Source organism: Dasania sp. GY-MA-18, assembly GCF_024734385.1.
Taxonomy (GTDB): Bacteria; Pseudomonadota; Gammaproteobacteria; order Pseudomonadales; family Dasaniaceae; genus Dasania; species Dasania phycosphaerae.
Genome location: NZ_JANHAP010000001.1, coordinates 434215 through 455492, shown reverse-complemented (window position 1 = coordinate 455492; position 21278 = coordinate 434215). Strand labels below are relative to the sequence as shown.

Annotated in this window: 21 protein-coding genes; 16 read left to right on the top strand and 5 right to left on the bottom strand. The window is 50.8% G+C overall.

Translation table 11 applies throughout. The annotated features are described in order from the left end of the window. The first annotated feature begins 143 nt into the window (after positions 1 to 143). Both rpmE and NO559_RS02040 read left to right on the top strand, forming a co-directional pair. Positions 144 to 359, top strand: coding sequence for a 50S ribosomal protein L31 (rpmE, locus tag NO559_RS02045; protein WP_258330107.1), 216 nt, complete (start codon positions 144 to 146; stop codon positions 357 to 359). Between the two features lie 614 nt (positions 360 to 973). After that, positions 974 to 2218: a malic enzyme-like NAD(P)-binding protein gene (locus NO559_RS02040; protein ID WP_258330106.1), complete on the top strand. Its 1245-nt coding sequence runs from the start codon at positions 974 to 976 to the stop codon at positions 2216 to 2218. Between the two features lie 119 nt (positions 2219 to 2337). Here the strand turns inward: NO559_RS02040 and NO559_RS02035 are convergent, their stop codons facing one another. Further along, a complete protein-coding gene (locus NO559_RS02035) occupies positions 2338 to 2697 on the bottom strand; it encodes a PilZ domain-containing protein (RefSeq protein ID WP_258330105.1) in 360 nt (119 codons plus the stop codon). 75 nt (positions 2698 to 2772) lie between these two features. Further along, on the bottom strand, positions 2773 to 4434 hold the full coding sequence (ettA, locus tag NO559_RS02030; RefSeq protein WP_258330104.1) for an energy-dependent translational throttle protein EttA: 1662 nt from the start codon (positions 4432 to 4434) through the stop codon (positions 2773 to 2775). 250 nt (positions 4435 to 4684) lie between these two features. Here ettA and NO559_RS02025 point away from each other — a divergent pair, with 250 nt between their 5' ends. From NO559_RS02025 to ribA, 13 genes are all read left to right on the top strand, one after another. Continuing rightward, positions 4685 to 6493, top strand: a complete 1809-nt coding sequence (locus tag NO559_RS02025; RefSeq protein WP_258330103.1) for a DUF342 domain-containing protein — start codon at positions 4685 to 4687, stop codon at positions 6491 to 6493. Positions 6494 to 6663: 170 nt separating this feature from the next. Next, complete coding sequence (gene glyA / locus NO559_RS02020) at positions 6664 to 7926, top strand: serine hydroxymethyltransferase (RefSeq protein ID WP_258330102.1); 1263 nt, start codon at positions 6664 to 6666, stop codon at positions 7924 to 7926. A 124-nt stretch (positions 7927 to 8050) separates the two neighbouring features. Then, a complete protein-coding gene (nrdR, locus tag NO559_RS02015; protein WP_258330101.1) occupies positions 8051 to 8521 on the top strand; it encodes a transcriptional regulator NrdR in 471 nt (156 codons plus the stop codon). A gap of 8 nt (positions 8522 to 8529) precedes the next feature. Continuing rightward, positions 8530 to 9675 carry a bifunctional diaminohydroxyphosphoribosylaminopyrimidine deaminase/5-amino-6-(5-phosphoribosylamino)uracil reductase RibD gene (gene ribD, locus NO559_RS02010; RefSeq protein ID WP_258330100.1) on the top strand — a complete coding sequence of 382 codons (1146 nt, stop codon included), beginning with the start codon at positions 8530 to 8532 and terminating at the stop codon, positions 9673 to 9675. A 3-nt stretch (positions 9676 to 9678) separates the two neighbouring features. Further along, on the top strand, positions 9679 to 10347 hold the full coding sequence (locus NO559_RS02005) for a riboflavin synthase (RefSeq protein WP_258330099.1): 669 nt from the start codon (positions 9679 to 9681) through the stop codon (positions 10345 to 10347). A gap of 18 nt (positions 10348 to 10365) precedes the next feature. Further along, on the top strand, positions 10366 to 11484 hold the full coding sequence (gene ribBA, locus NO559_RS02000; RefSeq protein WP_258330098.1) for a bifunctional 3,4-dihydroxy-2-butanone-4-phosphate synthase/GTP cyclohydrolase II: 1119 nt from the start codon (positions 10366 to 10368) through the stop codon (positions 11482 to 11484). 37 nt (positions 11485 to 11521) lie between these two features. Then, positions 11522 to 11995: a 6,7-dimethyl-8-ribityllumazine synthase gene (gene ribE, locus NO559_RS01995; protein WP_258330097.1), complete on the top strand. Its 474-nt coding sequence runs from the start codon at positions 11522 to 11524 to the stop codon at positions 11993 to 11995. 86 nt (positions 11996 to 12081) lie between these two features. After that, on the top strand, positions 12082 to 12546 hold the full coding sequence (gene nusB / locus NO559_RS01990) for a transcription antitermination factor NusB (protein WP_258330194.1): 465 nt from the start codon (positions 12082 to 12084) through the stop codon (positions 12544 to 12546). Positions 12547 to 12557: 11 nt separating this feature from the next. Then, the gene (gene thiL / locus NO559_RS01985) at positions 12558 to 13526 is read left to right on the top strand and encodes a thiamine-phosphate kinase (RefSeq protein WP_258330096.1); all 969 of its coding nucleotides are present in this window, start codon (positions 12558 to 12560) and stop codon (positions 13524 to 13526) included. Between the two features lie 49 nt (positions 13527 to 13575). Continuing rightward, positions 13576 to 14064 carry a phosphatidylglycerophosphatase A gene (locus NO559_RS01980; RefSeq protein WP_258330095.1) on the top strand — a complete coding sequence of 163 codons (489 nt, stop codon included), beginning with the start codon at positions 13576 to 13578 and terminating at the stop codon, positions 14062 to 14064. 46 nt (positions 14065 to 14110) lie between these two features. After that, on the top strand, positions 14111 to 15523 hold the full coding sequence (gene thiD / locus NO559_RS01975; protein WP_258330094.1) for a bifunctional hydroxymethylpyrimidine kinase/phosphomethylpyrimidine kinase: 1413 nt from the start codon (positions 14111 to 14113) through the stop codon (positions 15521 to 15523). A gap of 35 nt (positions 15524 to 15558) precedes the next feature. Further along, positions 15559 to 16194 carry a TIGR02281 family clan AA aspartic protease gene (locus NO559_RS01970; protein ID WP_258330093.1) on the top strand — a complete coding sequence of 212 codons (636 nt, stop codon included), beginning with the start codon at positions 15559 to 15561 and terminating at the stop codon, positions 16192 to 16194. Positions 16195 to 16334: 140 nt separating this feature from the next. After that, positions 16335 to 16937: a GTP cyclohydrolase II gene (ribA, locus tag NO559_RS01965; RefSeq protein ID WP_258330092.1), complete on the top strand. Its 603-nt coding sequence runs from the start codon at positions 16335 to 16337 to the stop codon at positions 16935 to 16937. Positions 16938 to 16990: 53 nt separating this feature from the next. On the opposite strand, the gene dxs is transcribed toward ribA, so the two are convergent. The 3 genes from dxs to NO559_RS01950 all read right to left on the bottom strand — a co-directional run bounded on the left by dxs (position 16991) and on the right by NO559_RS01950 (position 20146). Further along, the gene (gene dxs / locus NO559_RS01960) at positions 16991 to 18892 is read right to left on the bottom strand and encodes a 1-deoxy-D-xylulose-5-phosphate synthase (RefSeq protein WP_258330091.1); all 1902 of its coding nucleotides are present in this window, start codon (positions 18890 to 18892) and stop codon (positions 16991 to 16993) included. Positions 18893 to 19001: 109 nt separating this feature from the next. Continuing rightward, positions 19002 to 19910 (bottom strand): polyprenyl synthetase family protein, encoded by a 909-nt coding sequence (locus NO559_RS01955; protein WP_258330090.1) that lies wholly within the window; start codon positions 19908 to 19910, stop codon positions 19002 to 19004. Further along, positions 19907 to 20146: an exodeoxyribonuclease VII small subunit gene (locus NO559_RS01950; protein WP_258330089.1), complete on the bottom strand. Its 240-nt coding sequence runs from the start codon at positions 20144 to 20146 to the stop codon at positions 19907 to 19909. Before NO559_RS01950 ends, NO559_RS01955 begins: the two co-directional genes overlap by 4 nt. Positions 20147 to 20498: 352 nt before the next feature. Here NO559_RS01950 and pomA point away from each other — a divergent pair, with 352 nt between their 5' ends. After that, the gene (pomA, locus tag NO559_RS01945; RefSeq protein WP_258330088.1) at positions 20499 to 21260 is read left to right on the top strand and encodes a flagellar motor protein PomA; all 762 of its coding nucleotides are present in this window, start codon (positions 20499 to 20501) and stop codon (positions 21258 to 21260) included. The last annotated feature ends 18 nt before the right edge of the window (positions 21261 to 21278 follow it).

Genomic DNA, 21278 nt, shown 5'->3' with positions numbered 1-21278 from the left:
TTGCTAATCGAGTTTATTTTGGTATTATGCACCGCCTATTTTTCAAGCAGCCCAAGGGTTTATTCGTAATAGCCATTTGGGGTGATTTAGTGCGGTGCTTGGCAAGAGATCAAGTGGCGGCACCTATTTTAAGGAAACAAACCATGAAAGCTGATATCCACCCCAAATACGAAGAAATAACAGCGACCTGCGGTTGCGGTAATGTTGTTAAGACGCGTTCTACTTTGTGCCAAGATTTACACTTGGACGTATGTTCTGCCTGTCACCCTTTTTACACTGGTAAGCAGAAAATGTTGGATAGCGGCGGTCGTGTTGATCGTTTCCGCAAGCGTTTCGGCGGTCGCGGTAGCAAAGCTTAAGTTTAGGCTGCGCCAGTTAGCTTATCGAAAAACGCTCAACCTACGGTTGGGCGTTTTTTTTTGCTACGCATTTGTGGTGTTTGTTGCTTAGCTTAGTGGGTTATTCCCGTTGCAGTTTAGGCTGTTGCCTTGTTGCAAACGGGCTTGCTTAAAAGCGAGTGGAAAGTAGAGAGTTGTTTGGTTATTTTTTTCGGTCTAAACGGATGTGTACATCGCCGCAGGTGTGGAGAAAAATAAACGCTGTGGCAATGAAACTTTAATATTTTTGTTGTTATGGTTTAAAGCCTAGGGCTATTTATTTTTTTATTCAATAGATAGAAAAAAACGTTGAAAAGCGGTTGGCAAGCGAAGTGGTACGAACGTGACGTTAAAAGGCGGTAATTTACCGCTTATGTAGATATGAGTCCGGCAGTGCGACAGTGAGGGCCGCAGCCAGACAGATAATAGCCTTGTGGCGTCAGGGGCTTTTCTTTATCATCATTAGCCCTTTCAGCGTTCCCGGAAGCATTGGGTACACAGTAAGAAGCTGTCGGTGCTTCGATCTTCATGCCGTTAAACAGATCAGCTCCTCCAGCATCATTTTTATAGCAATTAAAACTAACAGAGTAGGGACTATGTCAGACGATTTTAAGCAGGCAGCTTTGGATTACCATCAATTTCCTAAGCCGGGCAAAATTAGCGTTGAGTTAAGCAAAGCAGCAGAGACTCAACATGACCTCGCCCTGGCTTATAGCCCAGGTGTTGCTGAGCCTGTTCGTGCGATTGCCGCTGATCCTGACAATGCCTATAAATACACTGCCAAGGGTAATATGGTGGCGGTTATTTCTAACGGTACCGCTATTTTAGGTTTGGGTAATTTAGGTGCCTTGGCCAGTAAGCCCGTAATGGAAGGTAAGTCGCTACTGTTTAAACGCTTTGCGGGTATAGACTCTATCGATTTAGAAGTGGATACCGAGGATCCGCAACAGTTTATTGATACCGTAGTGCGCATAGCCGATAGTTTTGGCGGTATTAACCTAGAAGACATTAAAGCGCCTGAATGTTTTCAAATTGAAGACGTATTAATCGAGCAGTGTAAAATTCCCGTATTCCATGATGATCAACACGGCACGGCCATAGTAACAGCCGCTGGTATGTTGAATGCCCTGGAAATACAGGGCAAAACTCTAGAGGATGCAAAAATTGTTTGTTTGGGCGCGGGCTCAGCGGCAATAGCCTGTATGCGTTTGTTAAAAAGCTTGGGCGCCAAACAAGAGCATCTCACCATGATAGATAGGGGTGGGGTAATTTATGCAGGGCGCTCTGGTTTAAATGAGTTTAAAGAAGAGTTTGCTCATTTAACCGATGCGCGTTCTATGGCTGAGGCTTTAGATGGCGCTGATGTGTTTTTAGGTTTGTCGGGAGCTAATTTATTAGAGGCCAGTTTACTAGAAAAAATGGCACCTAATCCCATCGTATTTGCCTGCTCTAACCCAGACCCAGAAATTGATCCAGCACTGGCGAAAAAAACGCGCCCCGATGTGATTATGGCCACAGGGCGTTCTGATTTTCCCAATCAGGTGAATAATGTTTTAGGTTTCCCCTTTATTTTCCGCGGTGCTTTAGATGTGCGTTCGCGTCGCATTAACGAGGCGATGAAAATTGCTGCGGTAGAAGCCTTGCGTGCCATTGCTAAATTGCCGGTAACCCAAGAAGTCTTGGACGCCTGTGGTGAAGAGTCGTTAGAATTTGGCCCTGATTATATTTTGCCTAAGCCTATGGATAGCCGTCTGCTTAGCTCTATTTCGGCTGCGGTGGCGCAGGCGGCGATAGATACTGGTGTGGCACAGCTGCCTTACCCTGAGCATTATCCGCTTTAAGCTTTAAGCTTTAAGCTACAAGCTACAAGCTACAAGCTACAAGCGATAAGAGAAAAGAAAAAACCAGGCATCATGCCTGGTTTTTTTGTGCTTGCTAATTAGTGTTTTATGATGAGGGCTTACTGTCCTAGTGTGGCTAGTTCTCGCTCTAGCAGGCTGGCGTCACCCAGGTTTAATTCTACTAGGCGGCGTAGGTGGGCTATGCTGTCTATATCTATGTGTTGGCATTCAAAGCCTAGCTGGCCGTCGTCGTCATGGCGCTCTAGGGCGGTCATGGTGATGTCGGTGTTGTCACCCAGGTGTATGCTGATATGAAACGCTAGCTCACGGTTGCCGCTCCAGTCGTCCGGTTTTTTGATTAATAAGCCCTTAAGTGAAACATCTATAAGCTCTACGGCCCATAAATCTGCTCCTTGCTGGATGCTGGTTTCGGCCTGAAAAGCGATGCGGCTAAAACTTCTGCGTTCGTTGCTGCTCATAAAGGGCTCTCAATAAAATGGCGCTGATAATCACTATAATATTAGCTGCTGGCTGTTTATGCCGCAGCTAATGGCTTAGCGTAATTTTTTATAGCGGCTGCGCTGGGGCAAGGTGTTTTCGCCTTTGCGGGCCACTAGGTCGCTGTGATACTCAGTATAGTTACCTTCAAAAAATACGACAGTGCCGTCATCTTCATAGGCCAAAATGTGAGTGGCTATGCGATCTAAGAACCAACGATCGTGAGAGATAATCATGGCGCAGCCGGGGAAGGTTAGTAGAGCCTCTTCCAGAGCGCGTAGCGTTTCTATATCCAGGTCGTTAGAGGGTTCATCCAATAATAAAACATTGCCCCCTTGCTTAAGAGTGCAGGCCAATTGCAGGCGGCCGCGTTCACCGCCGGATAATTCCCCTACTCGTTTTTGTTGGTCTGAACCTTTGAAATTAAAACGACCTATATAGGCGCGGGACGAGATTTCATAGCCGCCGATTTTTAACTGGTCGTGGCCGCCGGATACGGCTTCCCATACGGTTTGGTTGTCGTCTAGGGCGTCGCGCAATTGCTCTACGTAGACCAGATCTACGGTATCCCCCAGTTCTACTTCGCCGCTGTCGGCTTGTTCCATGCCGGCAATAATTTTAAACAGGGTGGACTTGCCCGCGCCGTTGCCGCCGATGACCCCGACTATGGCACCCTTAGGTACCGAGAAACTGACATTTTCGTAGAGGCTGTTGTCACCGTAGGCCTTACTAACGTTTTTGACTTCTATAACCTTGTCGCCCAAGCGCTGGCCGGGTGGAATATAAATTTCATTAGTTTCTGAGCGCGATTGAAAGTCCTGCGATTGCAACTCTTCAAAGCGTGCCAGGCGGGCCTTGTTTTTGGCTTGGCGGCCCTTGGGGTTTTGGCGCACCCATTCCAGCTCGGCTTTAACGGCTTTGGAGTGCGAGGCTTCTTGCTTGGACTCTTGTTCCAGGCGCGCTTCTTTGGCCTCTAGCCAGTTGGAATAGTTGCCCTCATAGGGGATGCCGCGACCGCGGTCTAATTCCAAAATCCAGTTGGCGGCATTATCCAGGAAGTATCTATCGTGGGTAATGGCCACTACGGTGCCGGGGTATTCGGTCAAAAAGTGCTCCAGCCAGTGTACGGATTCGGCATCTAAATGGTTGGTGGGTTCGTCCAGTAACAGCATGTCGGGGTTGGACATCAGTAGGCGGCACAGGGCGACCCGGCGGCGCTCACCACCCGATAATTTGCTAACGTCGGCATCCCAGGGTGGCAGGCGCAGGGCGTCGGCAGCGACTTCCAGTTTGTGCTCCATATTGTGGGAGTCAGAAGCCTGAATAATATTTTCCAGCTCCTGCTGGCGTTTAGCTAGGGCGTCAAAGTCGGCGTCGGGCTCGGCGTAGGCGGCGTAAACAGCGTCCAGTTCTTTTTGGGCGTCCACCACGTCGCTCATGCCATCTTCAACATTGCCGCGCACATCTTTGCTGGGGTCTAGCTCGGGTTCCTGTGGCAGGTAGCCTACATTGATGCCAGCTTGCGGGCGGGCTTCACCGTTATATTCGGTGTCTACGCCGGCCATAATTCTTAGCAGGGTGGACTTGCCGGCACCGTTTAGGCCTAGCACGCCAATTTTGGCGCCGGGAAAAAATGAGAGGGAGATGTCTTTAAGAATCTCGCGTTTGGGTGGCACGACTTTGCCAACGCGGTTCATGGTGTAGACGTATTGAGCCATGGTGTTTGCTTTCCTAACCAGAGTACTGAAATAGCCAAGAAAGTTACCGGATGTGATTACGCTTGTCGACCCAATTCCCCCGCTGTTTTGTTAAGTGAGCACTGCGCTGCTTGCTGCTTATTAAGGAATGCTGATTTTTGCTTGTAGGATTAAAGGCTTAAGCCCTATGGCTAAGCTGCCTTGTGGCCATAATTACGCTATATTGAGGCCCATAGAATAATGCTAATAATATTTTGCTGGGGAGGCTTAGGTGGCGTCGGATAAAAAAGGCTTGGGGGTAAGCCCTGCTGCGCAATCGGAGGTTGAGTTGGCTGGATCTTCAGCTTCAGTACCTTCGGCTTCACAAACTTGTGAGCTTGCACTGCGCTTGGCTGATAATGGCCAGCTATTGGCACAGTTGTCATTAGTGAGTGAACAGAGCTCTCAAGGCTCTAAGCCTGTAACCATAATGTCTATGCGCGCCCTGCTACAGGATGAGGGTTTTGCCTCGTTGTGGCTAGACGAAGAGGCTATGAACGATGTGCTAACTAAAGCCGCGGCAGGTGAAGCAGGAGTTGTGGTGATAGGTGAGCGCCGCGACGCTAGGGTAGAGGTGCATATTGCCAACAATAAGCGCGCGGTGCACGTCGATATAGAGCCAGCCTGTGGCGGCCAGCCTTTAACTGTGGAAACGTTGCGTCAAGCGTTGCTCAATAATCGTATTGCCGCTAACTGTATAGATGAATCTTTATTGGAGCAGGCTGTGGCGGCGGGCAGCGGCAGTAATCATATTGTTGCTAGGGCGTTGGAGCCTGTCGCGGGAGATGATGGTTACCTGGAGGTGTTAATCGAGGAGAGTGTTTCTACGCTTAATGAAGATGAACTGGGTAATATGGATTTCCATCGCCTGCAAGACTTTGTGGTGGTTGAACAGGGAGAGGAGCTGGCACGTGTTATCCCCCATACCTTAGGCACCCCCGGTGAGGATGTGCTGGGTATGCCTTTAGCACCGGTAGCGGGTAAGGCGTTTAAGTTTTCGGCATCTTTGTCAGGGGCGGCGATTAGTGACAGCGACGCCAACTTGTTAATAGCGACTGTAAAAGGCCATCCAGTTATTTTGCCGGATGGGGTTAGTGTTGACCCTACACTGGTGCTACCCAATGTGAACCTGGCCAGTGGCAATATCGATTTCGACGGTTCGGTGCTGATCAAAGGCAGTGTTGCCAGTGGTTATGAGGTGCGTGCCAGCGGTGATGTGGTAGTCAAAGATACCGTAGACAAAGCAAGGATTATTGCCGGCGGCAATATTTCGGTGGCCAATGGTGTGATTGGGGAGGATAGAGCCGCCAAATTGAAAAAGCGCTCTGCACCGCTGGTTGCCAGCGCTGAAACTGAGGGCGAAGACGAAGAACAAGAGAATTTTGAAGTCTTAACTATGGGGGCCTATCTTGAGGCCGTCGGTAATATAGAGGCCAGGTTTGTCAATATGGCCGAGCTTAAGGCTGGCCAGAATGTGGAGGTGAGAGAATACCTAATGCACAGTCGGGTGAGTGCTAAGGCTAGTGTGTTATTGGGGCAAAATGGCGGTCGCGGGGCTATTTTTGGCGGCCATACCTATGCGCTCAAATCGGTAGTGGCCAATAATCTGGGCAACGATGCCTATATTAAAACGGCGGTAGAAGTGGGTGAGCCCAGCAGCTATGTCGCTAAGCTTAAAGAGCTGCGCGCACTTAGTGAAAAGCGCCAGGCCGACAGCGACAAGCTTAGTGCGGCGCTAGCAAAAATACGCCGCTATGAGGCGCTAAAGCCCTTAACCAGCGAGTTGGCTGAAAAAGCTGACAAAATCACCCAAACGCTAGCGGCTTTGGCCACCCAACTGGATAAGCTAGCCGCCCTCAAGGCGCAGCTAGAGCAGAAAAAAGCAAACCACCAGCCCGCCACAGTGCAGGTCAAAAAAGTGCTATACCCCAATGTATCGCTAACCTTAGATGGTATAGGCTACCAGCAAAAAACGGAAAGCAAAGCGTTGTGCCTAAGCAATGTGGAGGATGAGGTGCAGCTCACTGCCTTCCAGTCCTAAGCTCAGCGCTATTGTTGCCTGCGTAGCTAAAAGAAATGCTTTGTTTCCTTTATTCCTGCCTCAAAACACATGCCTAAAGCGCTTTGATAAGGTACAATCCCACGCTTTCTGGCAGCTAGCCCGGCTGCGTTCAAATTAGACTATTTGGTCACGATAACCAGGGGATACCAATGTTCTCGAAAGATATGCAAATTAGTGGTTTTGATGATGAGCTTTTTACCGCGATTCAAGAAGAGAATCGTCGCCAAGAAGAGCACATAGAACTTATTGCGTCTGAAAACTACACCAGCCCACGCGTCATGGAGGCCCAAGGCTCTTCAATGACTAACAAATATGCTGAAGGTTACCCCGGCAAACGCTACTACGGTGGTTGTGAGTATGTAGACAAGGCCGAATCGCTAGCCATAGAGCGCGTTAAGTCTTTGTTTGGTGCCGACTATGCCAACGTGCAGCCACACTCGGGCTCACAAGCTAACTCTGCTGTGTTCCTGGCCTTATTAAATGCTGGTGATACTGTGTTGGGCATGAGCCTGGATGCGGGTGGCCACTTAACGCACGGTGCCAAGCCTAACTTCTCTGGCCGTGTTTATAACGCCATACAATATGGTCTAGACCCCGAGACTGGCTTGATAGATTACGCTCAGGTTGAAGCCTTGGCCTTAGAGCACAAGCCAAAAATGATTATCGCCGGTTTCTCTGCTTACTCTGGCATCGTTGACTGGGCTAAATTCCGCGAAATCGCCGACAAAGTGGGTGCCTATTTATTCGTAGATATGGCTCACGTTGCCGGTTTAGTGGCGGCGGGCTTATACCCCAACCCCGTACCATTTGCTGACGTAGTCACCTCTACCACGCACAAAACGCTACGCGGCCCACGCGGCGGTGTGATCTTGGCTAAGGCTAACGAAGAGCTAGAGAAGAAGTTTAACTCTGCAGTATTCCCCGGCGGCCAAGGTGGTCCGCTAATGCATGTGATTGCAGCCAAGGCAGTAAGCTTTTTAGAGGCGCAGAGCGAAGAGTTTAAAACCTACCAAGCACAAGTGGTGAAAAACGCGAAAGTAATGGCGGCCACCTTTATGCAGCGCGGCATTAAAATCGTCTCGGGTGGCACTGAAAACCACCTGATGTTGGTAGACTTAATCGGTAAAGAATACACCGGTAAAGACGCCGATGCGGCATTGGGCGAAGCCTTTATTACCGTTAACAAAAACGCTGTGCCTAACGATCCACGTTCACCGTTTATTACTTCGGGCCTACGTGTGGGCACGCCAGCAATTACCACTAGAGGTTTTGCCGAGGCTGAAACCGAGCAGCTGACTAACTGGATCTGTGATGTATTGGATTCATTAGAAAACGGTAACAGCGCTACGGTTATCCCTGAGGTCAAAGCCAAAGTGTTGGAAATTTGCGCTAGATTCCCCGTATACAAATAAGTACGGTCGCTTAAGGCTGGGGTTTCTCCCCAGCCTTCTTGTTTTTTTCAACTAGGTTTTTCAGCAAATTGATGGCCGCTTATGCTAAGCTCTTGCCATCATTAACTTTTTTTAAGGCAACAATATGCGTTGTCCGTTTTGTTCCCACGATGACACCAAGGTTATCGACTCTCGCCTAGTCGCCGAGGGTGGCCAAGTGCGCCGCCGTCGCGAATGCACCGCCTGTTCTGAACGCTATACCACCTACGAAACTGCCGAATTATTAATGCCACGTATTATTAAAGGCAATGGTAATCGTGAGCCCTTTGATGAGGAGAAAATGCGCAGCGGTATTTTGCGCGCCTTAGAAAAGCGGCCAGTCAGTGTGGAAGATATAGAAGCCGCCATTAACCATATCAAAAAAGCCCTGCAAGCCACCGGTGAGCGTGAAGTGAAATCGCTGGTGGTGGGTGAGTTGGTGATGGAGCATTTGCAGCGTTTGGACCAAGTGGCGTTTGTGCGTTTTGCCTCGGTCTACCGCGACTTTAAAGATTTGGAAGAATTCCGCCAAGAGATAGATCGCCTCACCAATGAGCCTGCAGAAAGCGAGTCTTAGGAAGTTCCGTGAGCGACCATAGCCTTTACATGCAGCGTGCTTTAGCCCTGGCCGAACAGGGCTTGTATACCTCCTCACCCAATCCCCGAGTAGGCTGTGTGTTAGTGCAGCAAGGGGAAATTATTGGTGAAGGTTTTCATCGCCGCACTGGCGAGGCCCACGCCGAGGTCAATGCCCTGCAAGATGCACAGCAGCGCGGCCTGGCGGTTACGGGCGCTACCGCCTACGTTACTTTAGAGCCCTGCAGTCACACCGGCAAAACACCGCCCTGCTGTGATGCCCTGATTAAAGCCGGGGTCGCTAAAGTGGTGGTTGCCATGCAAGACCCCAATCCACTGGTGGCGGGCGCGGGTATACAGCGCTTGCGCGATGCCGGTATTGCGGTAGAGCTGGGGGTGCTGGCCGAGCAGGCCGAGCAGCTCAATAAAGGTTTTAACAAACGCATGCGCCAAGGGTTACCTTGGCTGCGTGCCAAGCTAGCCATGAGCCTGGATGGCCGCACAGCCATGGCCAGCGGCGAAAGCCAGTGGATTACCGGCCCCGCCGCGCGCTCCGATGTGCAGCGGCTGCGGGCGCGCAGCTCTGCCATTATCTCGGGAGTGGATACCGTGCTTATGGATCAAGCCTCCTTGACCGTGCGCGCCGAGCAATTAGGCTTGGACGATGAGCCGCTAGTGGCTGCCATAGTTGCCAAGCAACCTCTGCGTGTAGTATTGGACTCTACTTTGCGCTTAAGCCCAGAGGCCAAGCTGTTTACCCAGCCCGGCCCTATATTAATTATCACCGCCGTAGCCAAACCCCAGCAGCAACAAGCATTGCAGGCGGCCGGCGCGGAGGTGTTACAGCTAAGCAATAAGCAGGGGCAAGTTGATTTGGCGGCGGTGATGGCCGAGCTGGGCCAACGGGGCTGCAATGAAGTGTTATTAGAGGCCGGTGCCACCTTGGCGGGGGCTTTTTTACAGCAGGGTCTGCTGGATGAGATTACCGTCTATATGGCGCCCACTTTGCTGGGCAGTGAGGCCAGACCCTTATTTAATCTGCCGCTAAGCAGCATGTCACAGCAGCAGCGCTTACACATACAGCAAATCACTCCCATAGGTGAGGATTGGCGCATCGATGCGTTAGCCATAGCCCCAGTGGAATCAAAAGGTTAAAGCATGTTTACAGGTATTATTGCCGCGGTGGGCAGCATAGCCGCCAAAGAGATGCGCGACGGCGACCTGCGCCTGCAAATACGCAGCGGTAAGTTAGATTTAGCAGATGTGCAATTGGGTGATAGTATTGCCACCAATGGTGTGTGTTTAACCGTAGTCGCCTTACCCGGTGATGGTTTTTGGGCTGATGTCTCGCTAGAAACTCTGGCCAATTCCAGCTTGGCCAGTCTGCAAGTGGGCGACAGTGTTAATTTAGAAAAGGCCCTGACCCTGGCCACTCGCCTGGGGGGGCATTTGGTTAGCGGCCACGTAGATGGTTTGGCTGAAGTGCTTAGCCGCCACAGTGATGGGCGCTCTGAACGGTTTCGTTTAAAAGCGCCTGCTAAACTAGCTAAGTATATCGCTCACAAAGGCTCGGTGTGTATAGACGGTGCCAGCCTTACCGTTAATCAGGTGGATGGCGCGGAGTTCGAGCTCAATATCGTGCCCCACACGGTACAAGAAACCATCATCAAACATTATAAGCCCGGCACTCAGGTTAATTTAGAGGTTGATCAGCTAGCGCGTTACTTGGAGCGCTTAATGTTGGGCGAACAGGCAGCCGTCAGTGCTACAATGGCCGGCGGCGTCACCAAGGCCTTGCTGGCTGAGCATGGCTTTTATAAAGCGTAAAGCGCAAAGGTTTAAAGAATGGCATTAAATACCGTAGAAGAACTGATACAAGATATACGCCTGGGCAAAATGGTTATCTTGATGGATGACGAAGATAGAGAAAACGAAGGCGATCTGGTGATGGCTTCCGAGTGCGTAAAGCCACAAGATATCAACTTTATGGCCAAGCATGCCCGCGGCTTAATCTGCTTAACTCTCTCGCAAGAGCGCTGTAAGCAATTGGACCTAGGTTTAATGGTAGATGGTGCTAACGGCGCTCAGTTTGGCACTAACTTCACCATGTCTATAGAGGCAGCCGAAGGCGTAACTACCGGTATTTCTGCCGCTGATCGTGCCCACACTGTGCGCACCGCAGTAGCTCGCAGTGCCCAGCCCAGCGATATAGTACAGCCCGGCCACATATTCCCCATTATGGCCCAGCCCGGCGGTGTGTTGACCCGTGCTGGCCATACTGAAGCCGGTTGCGACTTGGCGCGCTTAGCCGGTTTTGAAGCCTCGGGTACCATAGTCGAGATTATGAATGAAGACGGCACCATGGCCAGGCGCCCCGAGCTAGAAATTTTTGCCAAAGAGCACGATTTAAAAATAGGCACCATCGCCGATTTAATTCACTACCGGGTTATTAACGAGCGCACCATAGAAAAAATCAGCGAAGGTGTGGTGCAAACCGATCACGGCGAGTTTGTATTACATACCTATAAAGATCTATTGGCCGGTGATATACACCACGCCATGGTCAAAGGTGAGATAGACCCCAGTACGCCTACCTTAGCGCGTGTGCATTTAGCTTCTGCTATGCGAGACTTACTCACCACCCAACCTAACGATAAGCCCAGCTGGAATATGTCACGCTGCCTGGCCAAGGTGGCTGAAGAGGGTAGCGGTGTGGTGGTGTTGCTAGCTAATCACGAAACTGCGGCCGAACATCTAGAAAGCGTTGCCATCGCCATGGGTGAAAAAAATCGCCCCATAGAAGAGGCCAGCTCTAAAAATGCCAGCTACCTAACAGTAGGTTTGGGTTCGCAAATTTTACGCGATGTAGGTGCGGGTAAGCTGCGCTTAATGGGCGTGCCCATTAAATACAATGCTATATCTGGTTTTGATTTAGAAGTGGTTGAACACGTAGCGCCGCAATAACAATTAGCAACGAATTAGAAAATGTAGAGAGAGTGTAATGAAAGATATTAAAGTAATTGAAGGTGATTTTATTTCAGCCAAGGGCAAAAAATTTGCCTTAGTGGTAACCCGCTGGAACAGCTTCGTCGTAGGTAGCTTGCTAGAGGGGGCGGTAGATTACTTAACTCGCCACGGCGTCGCCAAAGAAGATCTAAGTATCATTTATTGCCCCGGTGCTTTTGAGATTCCTCTAACCGTTAAAAAAGTTGCGGCTAAAAAAGAATATGATGCCATTATTGCCCTAGGGGCAGTGATACGTGGCGGCACCCCTCACTTTGAATATGTGGCCGGCGAATGTGTTAAAGGTTTGGCCACGGTTAATTTAGAGGCTGAAATCCCCGTGTCATTTGGTGTGCTTACGGTTGATAGCATAGAGCAGGCGGTAGAGCGCTCAGGCACCAAAATGGGTAACAAGGGTGAAGAAGCTGCGGCTTCAGCCCTAGAAATGGTTAGCTTGTTAGACCACATATAATGGTCTGCAGGGTTTAGCCCCGCAAAGTTTTATTAATAAAGCGCGCCTGTAACGGTGCGCTTGTTCTTTTTATATGAGTGAGAAATATCGTGTCTGATAAACAAACATCAACGTTTAACCCCGCCGCTCGCCGCAAGGCACGCCACTATGGTATGCAGGCCCTGTATCAATGGCAGATGACCCGCAATGCCCTGAACGAAATTGAGTCACAGTTTTTAACAGATTACGATTTTAGTAACGTTGATAAAGCCTATTTTCACGAATTAGTTTTTGATATCCCAGGCTGTGTTTCTGAGCTGGAAGAAGCTTTTATTGATTATTTGCAAGGCCGTTCTATGGATGAGCTAGATCCCATAGAGTTAGCGTTATTGCGAGTAGGTAGCTACGAGCTGATTAAGCGTATAGATATTCCTTATAAAGTTGTTATCAATGAGTCAGTGTCACTGGCGAAAAAATTTGGTGCTGCTGAAAGTCATAAATATATCAATGCGGTATTAGATAAGCTGGCGCAGAAAGTGCGCGCAGTAGAAGTTAAAGCCGCACAACGTTAGAGCTGTAGGCTATGTCGCTGTCGGAATTTTCATTAATAGAGCGTTATTTCACAGCCCTAGAACAGCCTGCCAGCCCCTATGTGGATTTCGCCATAGGGGACGACTGCTGCTTATTATCCATACCGGACGATATGCAGTTGGCGCAATCCATAGACACCCTAAATGCCAACGTACATTTCCCTGCCGAAGCCAATGCAGACTTAATTGCACAGCGAGCGCTGGCGGTTTCCATCAGTGATTTGGCGGCTATGGGGGCCAGCCCGGTGGCTTTTTCTTTAGCGATTTCCATGCCGCAAGTCAGCGAGCCCTGGCTGGCCGATTTTAGTCGCGGCTTGCAACAGGCCGCTCAGCATTATGCTATTGCACTTATAGGCGGCGATACCACCAAGGGGCCATTAAGCCTTACCGTGCATGTGCAGGGTGTGGTTGCCAAGGGCAAGGCGCTGCAGCGTCACGGTGCGGCGCTGGGTGACTGTGTTTTTGTTACTGGCAGCTTAGGTGACGCGGCGGCGGCACTGGCTTTTATGCAAGGGCAATTGAGCGTCGCCAAAAGCGCCCAGCAATTTTTTAAACAGCGTTACTACCAGCCCAGTGCCCGCATTGCGGTGGGGCAAAGCCTTAATGATATAGCCACTGCGGCTATAGATGTTTCCGATGGCTTGGTTGCCGACTTAGGGCATATTGCCAAGCGCAGCGGTGTGGCTGCCGTGGTGAATGTGGATAAGCTGCCGCTGTCGGCAGAGTTACAGGCGGCCAGCAGCCCAGAACAAGCACGGCGCTATGCGTTGAGCGGCGGCGATGATTACGAGCTGTGCTTTACCGCGCCCGCCTCTATGCGTGAGCAATTACTGGAGTTGTCCGAACTGATAGACGTAGCCATTACCGAGGTCGGCACTATAGTGGCAGGCTCAGGGGTGCGCTGTGTGGATGGGCGAGGCAGCGAGCTGCAATTATCCCAAACCGGCTATCAACATTTTTAAATGAAAAGTTTTAACTATAAAGCGGCAAGCAACATGATGATAAAAAACTATGCGCGTTAATGCCAAGGCCATACTCAGCAATCCCATACACTGCCTGGCCTTTGGTTTTGGCAGCGGCTTAGCGCCGAAAGCACCGGGCACCTTTGGTACCTTGATGGCGGTGCCCTTATACCTGCTGCTTATGCAGCTGCCTTTATTGGGGTATGTACTGCTATTGCTAGCCAGTTTTATAGTGGGGGTGTATCTGTGCGGCAAAACCGCCGATGACTTGGGAGTGCACGATCACCCCGGTATAGTCTGGGATGAGTTTGTGGGCTTTTGGATAACCATGCTGGCGGCCCCGGCAGGCTGGCTGTGGATAGTCATTGGTTTTATCTTGTTTCGCCTATTTGATATATGGAAACCCTGGCCCATAAAAGTCTTGGATGAAAAAATGGAAACTGGCCTGGGTATTATGTTGGATGATGTGCTGGCTGGTGTTTATGCTTTTATTTGCCTGCAAGGTTTGGTGTATTTACAGGTGGTCATGGCGGCATAAAGACGGGCCGTATTCACTTAATTAATTGATGTTTTGGAGCTAGCGCTTGAATAATTTTCTGCAACATAAAAAGCCCGTGGTATGGACTATCTCAGGTTCAGATTCTGGCGGTGGTGCCGGAGTACAGGCAGACCTGTATAGCTTTCAAGATTTTGCCGTACACGGCTGTTCAGTGATTAGCGCCTTGACCGCGCAAAACTCCTTTGCGGTGGGCTATACCGTGGCCACCGAACGCAAAAATATGGTGGCGCAAATCAATGCCCTAGACAGCGACTTGCCCGCCAAGGCGATTAAAGTAGGCATGCTGTTAAATGAAGAGACTATAGAGCCGGTTGTTAAATACCTCAGCGATTATCCTGGCCCGGTGGTGTGTGACCCACATTTACAAACGGTGACTGGCGAATGCCTATTAGCCGAGAGTGCCGGTGAGTTATTGCGCCAGCAGTTAATCCCCAGAGCCGACTTATTGGTAGTCAATATCAAACAGGCACAGTCCTTAACGGGTAACAGCATAAATAAGGCTGAGGATATGGTGGCAGCAGCCACACAAATAGTGCAACAAGGCGCGCGTGCGGTGGTACTTACCGGCGGCCATTTTGAAGATTATAGCGACCTGTGCCTGGATTATTATTGCGATGCAGAGCAAGCGTATTGGCTGCTGGGCGAGTACTTGGATACCGTTAATGACCACGGCAGTGGTTGCAGTTTTAGCGCGGCTATTACCGCCGCTTTAGCGCGCGGTTTTAGTAGGCAGGATGCTTTGGTATTGGCTAAAGCCTATGTTTGCCAAGGCTTGCGTTACGCCGTGCAAATAGGCAGCGGCCCCGGCCCGGTAGGGCATTTTGGCTGGCCCGCAGAATTAGATGACTTACCGGTGCTGGCCAGCCAGCTGCCGGAGCAGGGCTTTAGTTTTCCCGCCTGTGACGACAACTTACAGCTCTGCCCCATAGTCACAGACTTGGCGCAGTTGCCCGAGCTGTTAAATTCAGAGTTAGTCAGCGTGTTACGTTTACGTATCACAGGCGATACCGCTTGGGTGGCTGAGGCAATCGCGCAATGCCGCCAGCAGCAAGTAAAAGTGATAATCGAAGGTGACTGGCAGCTAGCCATAGACCAGCAGGCCTATGGTGTGCATTTGCCAGCTGACCAACTTAGCTTGCAGGCCTTAGCGGCCCTGCATGAGGCCAAGCTTATGCTGGGGGTGGCGGTACATAGCTATGCCGACATTGCCAAGGCCGATGGTGTCGAGCCCAGTTATATGGAACTAAACGTAGACGCCGATGAAGAGGGTTGGGCGCAGCTGGAGCAGTGGGTAGGCTTGCTAGCCGAGTTTTATCCGCTAATAGCCAGTAGTGCTGCCGACGCCAAGCAAATTAACCAGTGTATGATTAGTGGTGTTGATGGTGTAGCCGTTGATGCCCAGCAATTACTGGCCGAAGACAGCGCTATTAATTTATAAGCGATCTACCACTAGCACCGCAAAAGGGGGGGAGTGTGAGCAGGCTATTACTAAGCACCTTGGTATTTTTTTGCTGCCTGGCTTGGGCCCAGCCCGAAGTAGTGGTTGAAGGCTTGTTTAAAGGTGGCGCTATTTTGCGCATAGATGGCCAGCAAACTTTGTTGCGCCAAGGCCAAAGCAGTAATTCTGGGGTGAAAGTTATAGAGGCTAGCACCCGTCATGTGGTGATAGAGTTCGATGGCCAGCGCCAAACTCTGGGTTTAAACAAGCATATTAGCGGTGCCGCTGCCGCCCCCGAGGCACCAGAAGTTCAAGTTATTCGCGATAGCCGCAATCGCTATTTAACCTATGCCACCATCAATGGCCGCCGTATTACCGTGCTCGTGGATACCGGTGCCAATATCGTGGCCATGAGCAGTGCCCACGCTAAGCGTCTGGGGATTAATTACCGGCAGGGCGTCAAGTCACGAGTGACTACCGCCAGCGGGGTAGCCGCTGCTTACAGCTTGGTATTGTCGTCGGTGACGGTGGGTGGCATTACTGTTAGCGGGGTAGAGGCCTCGGTGATAGAGGGCAATTACCCTACTGAAGTTTTATTGGGTATGAGTTATTTATCGCAGCTGGATATGCAAGAGCAAGATGGCATTATGACCCTGCGCCGTAAATATTAAGTTCCTATGGCACTGTTAGGGGCTTAGTAGGCGCTAACCCGGCGGCGAATTTCACCTATACATCGGCGCTGACCTTGTTAAAATGAGCGCCCTTTAGTTTTGCCTTACATTTGTTGTTAGATTTGATTGTGGAGAGCCTAGTGTCAATACGTTTTGTCGAGTCGTCAAAATTACCCACGGAGTGGGCGGTTTTTGACATGCATGGCTTTGAAGATATAGAAAACGACAAAGAGCATGTGGTGTTGACCCTGGGTGATGTAGCCGATGGTGAACCGGTGCTAGCCCGTGTGCATTCAGAGTGTTTAACCGGTGATGCTTTATTTAGCATGCGTTGTGACTGTGGCTCACAGCTGCAAGCGGCGCTGCAAAAAATCGCCGAAGAAGGTCGTGGCGCCTTGTTGTATTTGCGTCAAGAGGGTCGGGGTATAGGCTTACTCAATAAAATTAAAGCCTATAAATTGCAAGACGCCGGTGCCGATACGGTAGAGGCTAATGAGCAATTAGGTTTTGGTGCCGATATGCGTAACTACAGTATTTGCACCGAAATGCTTAGGCACTTAGGCATTAAGAGCCTGCGCTTAATGACCAATAACCCGCGCAAAGTAAAAGCCTTGACCGAGCAGGGCCTGACTATTGCAGAGCGTATTCCCCTAAAAACCGGCCATAACCCCCACAATGCGCACTATCTTGCCACCAAAGCGGGTAAGTTAGGGCACTTGATGCACGACGACGAAGAGCAATAGCCAGGTAGCCCGCGGCGGCGAAAGGGATTGTTATTGTCATAAAAAGGCCAGCTTTAGCTGGCCTTAGCTTTTTTAGCGCTGGCTAATTGTAGTAAGCGTTGGCGTATAGCCTGCTCTATGCCAACGCTGTCCAGGCCGCAGCTGGCCAACAGATCGGCGTGTTTGCCGTGATCAATAAACTCATCGGGCAGGCCTAAATGTAATAATGGCTGGGTGATGCCCTCTTGGTTTAAGTATTCGCTCACCCCGGCACCGGCACCACCCGCTATGCTGTTTTCTTCCAGTGTTACTAATAATTCATGTTTGCTGGCCATGGCGCTAATCATGTTTTGATCCAGCGGCTTGGCAAAGCGCATATCAATAACGGTGGCGTTTAGGTTTTCTGCTGCGGCTAAGGCGGCAGGTAGCAGGGTGCCAAAATTAAGTATGGCCACTTGCTTACCGGCGCGGCGTTGTACCGCTTTGCCTATGGGCAGGGCTGTCATGCGTGGCTCTATATGGGCACCGGGGCCGGTGCCGCGGGGGTAACGTATGGCGGCGGGGCCTTTATGTTGATAGCCGGTGTATAGCAGTTGCCGGGTTTCATCCTCGTCTGAAGGGGTCATTACCAGCATATGGGGTATGCAGCGTAAAAAGCTGATATCAAAACTGCCCGCGTGGGTGGGGCCGTCTTCGCCCACTAAGCCTGCTCTATCTATGGCAAAGGTCACGTCTAATTCTTGCAGGGCGACATCGTGTATCAGCTGGTCGTAGGCTCTTTGCAAAAAGGTGGAGTAAATCGCCACTACGGGTTTTAAGCCATCGCAGGCCATGCCTGCTGCCAGCGTCACGGCATGTTGCTCGGCGATGGCGACATCGTGAAAACGCTGCGGGTACTGTTTGGCAAAGGCTGTCATACCCGAGCCATCACACATGGCAGGGGTAATGCCTATTAACTTGTCGTCGCTGGCGGCCATATCGCATAGCCATTGGCCAAACACATCTTGGTATTTGGGTTTTTTAACACTGTTGCTGCTGGCGGCTTTGGCCTCAATTTTATTGATGGCGTGATAACCCACCGGGTCTTTTTCGGCGGGGCCAAAGCCCTTACCTTTTTGGGTAATAATATGCAGCAGCTGCGGGCCTTTAAGCTCGCGCATATTGCCTATGGTGCTGATTAAATTAGGCAGGTCGTGGCCGTCTATAGGGCCTATATAGTTAAAGCCCAGCTCCTCAAATAAAGTACCGGGGGCGACCATGCCTTTCATATGTTCCTCTACCCGCTTGGCTAAATCCCAGGCTGGCGGCAGCCGCGATAATACTTTTTTACTGCCTTCGCGCAGGCCGGTGTAGGTTTTGCTGGCCCAGATTTTGGAAAAATAGGTGTTAAGACCGCCGGTGTTGTGGGAGATGGACATTTGATTGTCGTTCAGCACTACTAGCATATCGGTGTCTACGTGGGCGGCGTGGGCCAGTGCCTCAAACGCCATGCCTGCAGTCATCGCGCCATCGCCTATAACAGCTACGGCCTTGCGGTCTATGCCTTGGTCGCGGGCGGCTATGGCCATGCCTAGGGCGGCGCTAATACTGGTGCTGGAATGGCCTACACCAAAGGTGTCGTATTCACTTTCGGCGCGCTTGGGAAAGCCCGCCAAGCCATGTTGCTGGCGCATGCTGTGCATTTGCTCACGGCGGCCGGTCAGTATTTTATGGGGGTAGGTTTGGTGACCTACATCCCAGACTATGCGATCTTCGGGAGTGTTATAGAGATAGTGCAGGGCCACGGTTAATTCCACCACGCCTAAGCCTGCGCCAAAATGGCCACCGGTTTGGCCTACGGTATAGAGCAGGTAGGCGCGCAGCTCTTCTACCAATTGTGGCAGCTGCTCTTCGGGTAGTGCGCGCAGTTGCGCAGTTTCATTAATGCCGTCCAGCAAAGGGGTGGCTGGGCGAGTCTGTGGTATTTCGTTAAACATGTATTATCCCGTCGTAACCGGCCTGTTTTTTGCGACGGGCCGGAGCGGCATTGTAGCCTAAAGAGGCAGTAATTACCTGTGAAATGTTAGGGCTAACTCACTCTAAAGCTTAGTGTTTTCTAGTTATTATATAGGCCGCTAAGTCGCGTAGCGGCTGGGCTGCCTGATCAAAACCGGCCAGTGCTTGCAGCGCCTGCTGCTGCAATTGCTGGGCCTTCTCTTTAGCGCCTGCTAAACCCAACAGTGCTGGGTAGGTGGGCTTGTTTAGGGCGAGGTCGGCGCCTTGTTGTTTGCCCAAGGTTTCGGTGTCGCTTTCTATATCCAGTATGTCGTCGGTGACTTGAAAGGCCAGACCTATAGCGCTGGCATAATCATCTAGCGCGCTAAGTTGTGCGGCACTGGCTCCGGCCACGGTGGCGCCCATGCTGACAGCGGCGCGAATCAGCGCGCCGGTTTTGAGCTGGTGCAAAGTCTGTAACTGCGGCAGGTCTATTTGCTGGTTGACCGAGGCCAGGTCTATGGCTTGGCCACCCACCATGCCCAAGGGGCCAGCTGCTTGGCTAAGGCGGCGTATTAGGGCAACGCGGGTGTCGCTGCTGCTGTTAAGGCTGGCTAGTTGCTCAAAGGCTAAAGCCTGCAGGGCATCGCCCGCGAGTATGGCGGTGGCCTCATCATAGGCGATATGGCAGGTGGGCTTGCCGCGCCTGAGGTCGTCGTCGTCCATGGCGGGCAGGTCGTCGTGCACCAGCGAGTAGCTGTGTATCATTTCTATGGCACTGGCGGCCTTGTCTAAATCTTGCGCATCACTATGGCTGTTAATGGCTTGTGCAGCCGCGTATACCAGCATGGGGCGCACCCGTTTGCCACCATTAAACAGGCTGTAGTGCATGGCATCGTGCAGCCGTTGCAACAAGGGTTGTTGTTGGCTGTTGCTTAAGGAGTGGCTGAGTTGTGCGCTCAGGGCAGCCTCTACCCGCTGCTGGCTGTTTTGTAAAAAAAGCTTAAAGGTGTCGCTCATTCGAGGTCGTCGTCAAAGTCGTGGGCGCTGAGCTCGTTGTTTTCTTCGATTAATATTTGTACTTTTTGTTCGGCTTCGTTGAGCGCCGATTGGCAATCGCGGGTGAGCTTTATACCTTTTTCAAAGGCTTTTAAAGATTCTTCCAGGCTTAGGTCGCCGTGCTCCATGTCTTCAACCAGTTCTTCCAGTTGATCCAGGGTTTTCTCAAAGTTAATGGTTTTTTTGGCTTTCGCCATGTTGAGCCCCCGCGGGTATGCTGATTGCTGTTTATAATAGTGTGGGCTGTGATTATAAAGCTTGATTAAGCATAGAGGTATCCCTAAGCGCAGAAAGCATAAAAATTAAAGCTTGCGGTCATTACGCCGCTATTCTGTAGAGGTTTTAGGGTTTTTAGGCGATAAATTAAGTTTGTTAGCGACATCTTTTAGGGCGCGGCAGTTTATCTCTCGCTATACTCGGGGGATAATCAGCTTGGGGCCAAGGGTTAAAAGCTGAGGTTTAACTGGCCGCATAAGATGGCTGTATTAAGGTATTAATGGCAGTGGCTAAATGGCTGGCCATGGTTAGATCAATAATGGGGAGTAGAGAGTGGATTTAGCAACGATTATAGGGATGCTAGGTGCCATGGTGATTATTATCACCGCGATGGCGCTGAGTGGCGGCGTCTTGATGTTTGTCGATATTCCATCGGTGCTGATTGTTATCGTCGGCAGTATTTTTGTGGTGATGGCGAAGTTTGGTCTGTCGACTTTTTTAGGCGCGGGTAAAGTTGCGGCCAAAGCCTTTATGTTTAAAACCTCTGATCCTGCTGAGTTAATCGATGAGATTGTCGAACTGGCGGATGTGGCGCGTAAAGGCGGTTTGCTGTCGCTGGAGGGCAAGGAGGTGAGTAATGACTTTTTGCAAGACGGCATACAGCTATTGGTAGATGGCCACGACCCAGAGGTGGTGAAAGACCTATTAGGCAAAGATATGAACAAGGCAGTAGAGCGGCACGAAACCGGCGCGACTATTTTTTCGGCGCTAGGCGATGTTGCCCCCGCCATGGGTATGATAGGTACGCTGGTAGGTCTGGTAGCCATGCTTTCTAATATGGATGACCCCAAGTCCATAGGTCCAGCCATGGCGGTAGCCCTATTAACCACGCTGTACGGTGCGATGTTGGCGAATATGGTGGCCATACCTATTGCTGATAAGTTGAGCCTGCGCCGCGGTGAAGAGAGCATGGTTAAAAGCTTGGTGATCGATGCCTTACTGGCCATACAAGGCGGCCAAAACCCTAGAGTAATAGATTCCATGTTGCGCAATTATTTACCAGCATCTAAGCGCGGCAGCGCTGATGACGAATAAATAAGGCGCGGGTAATAA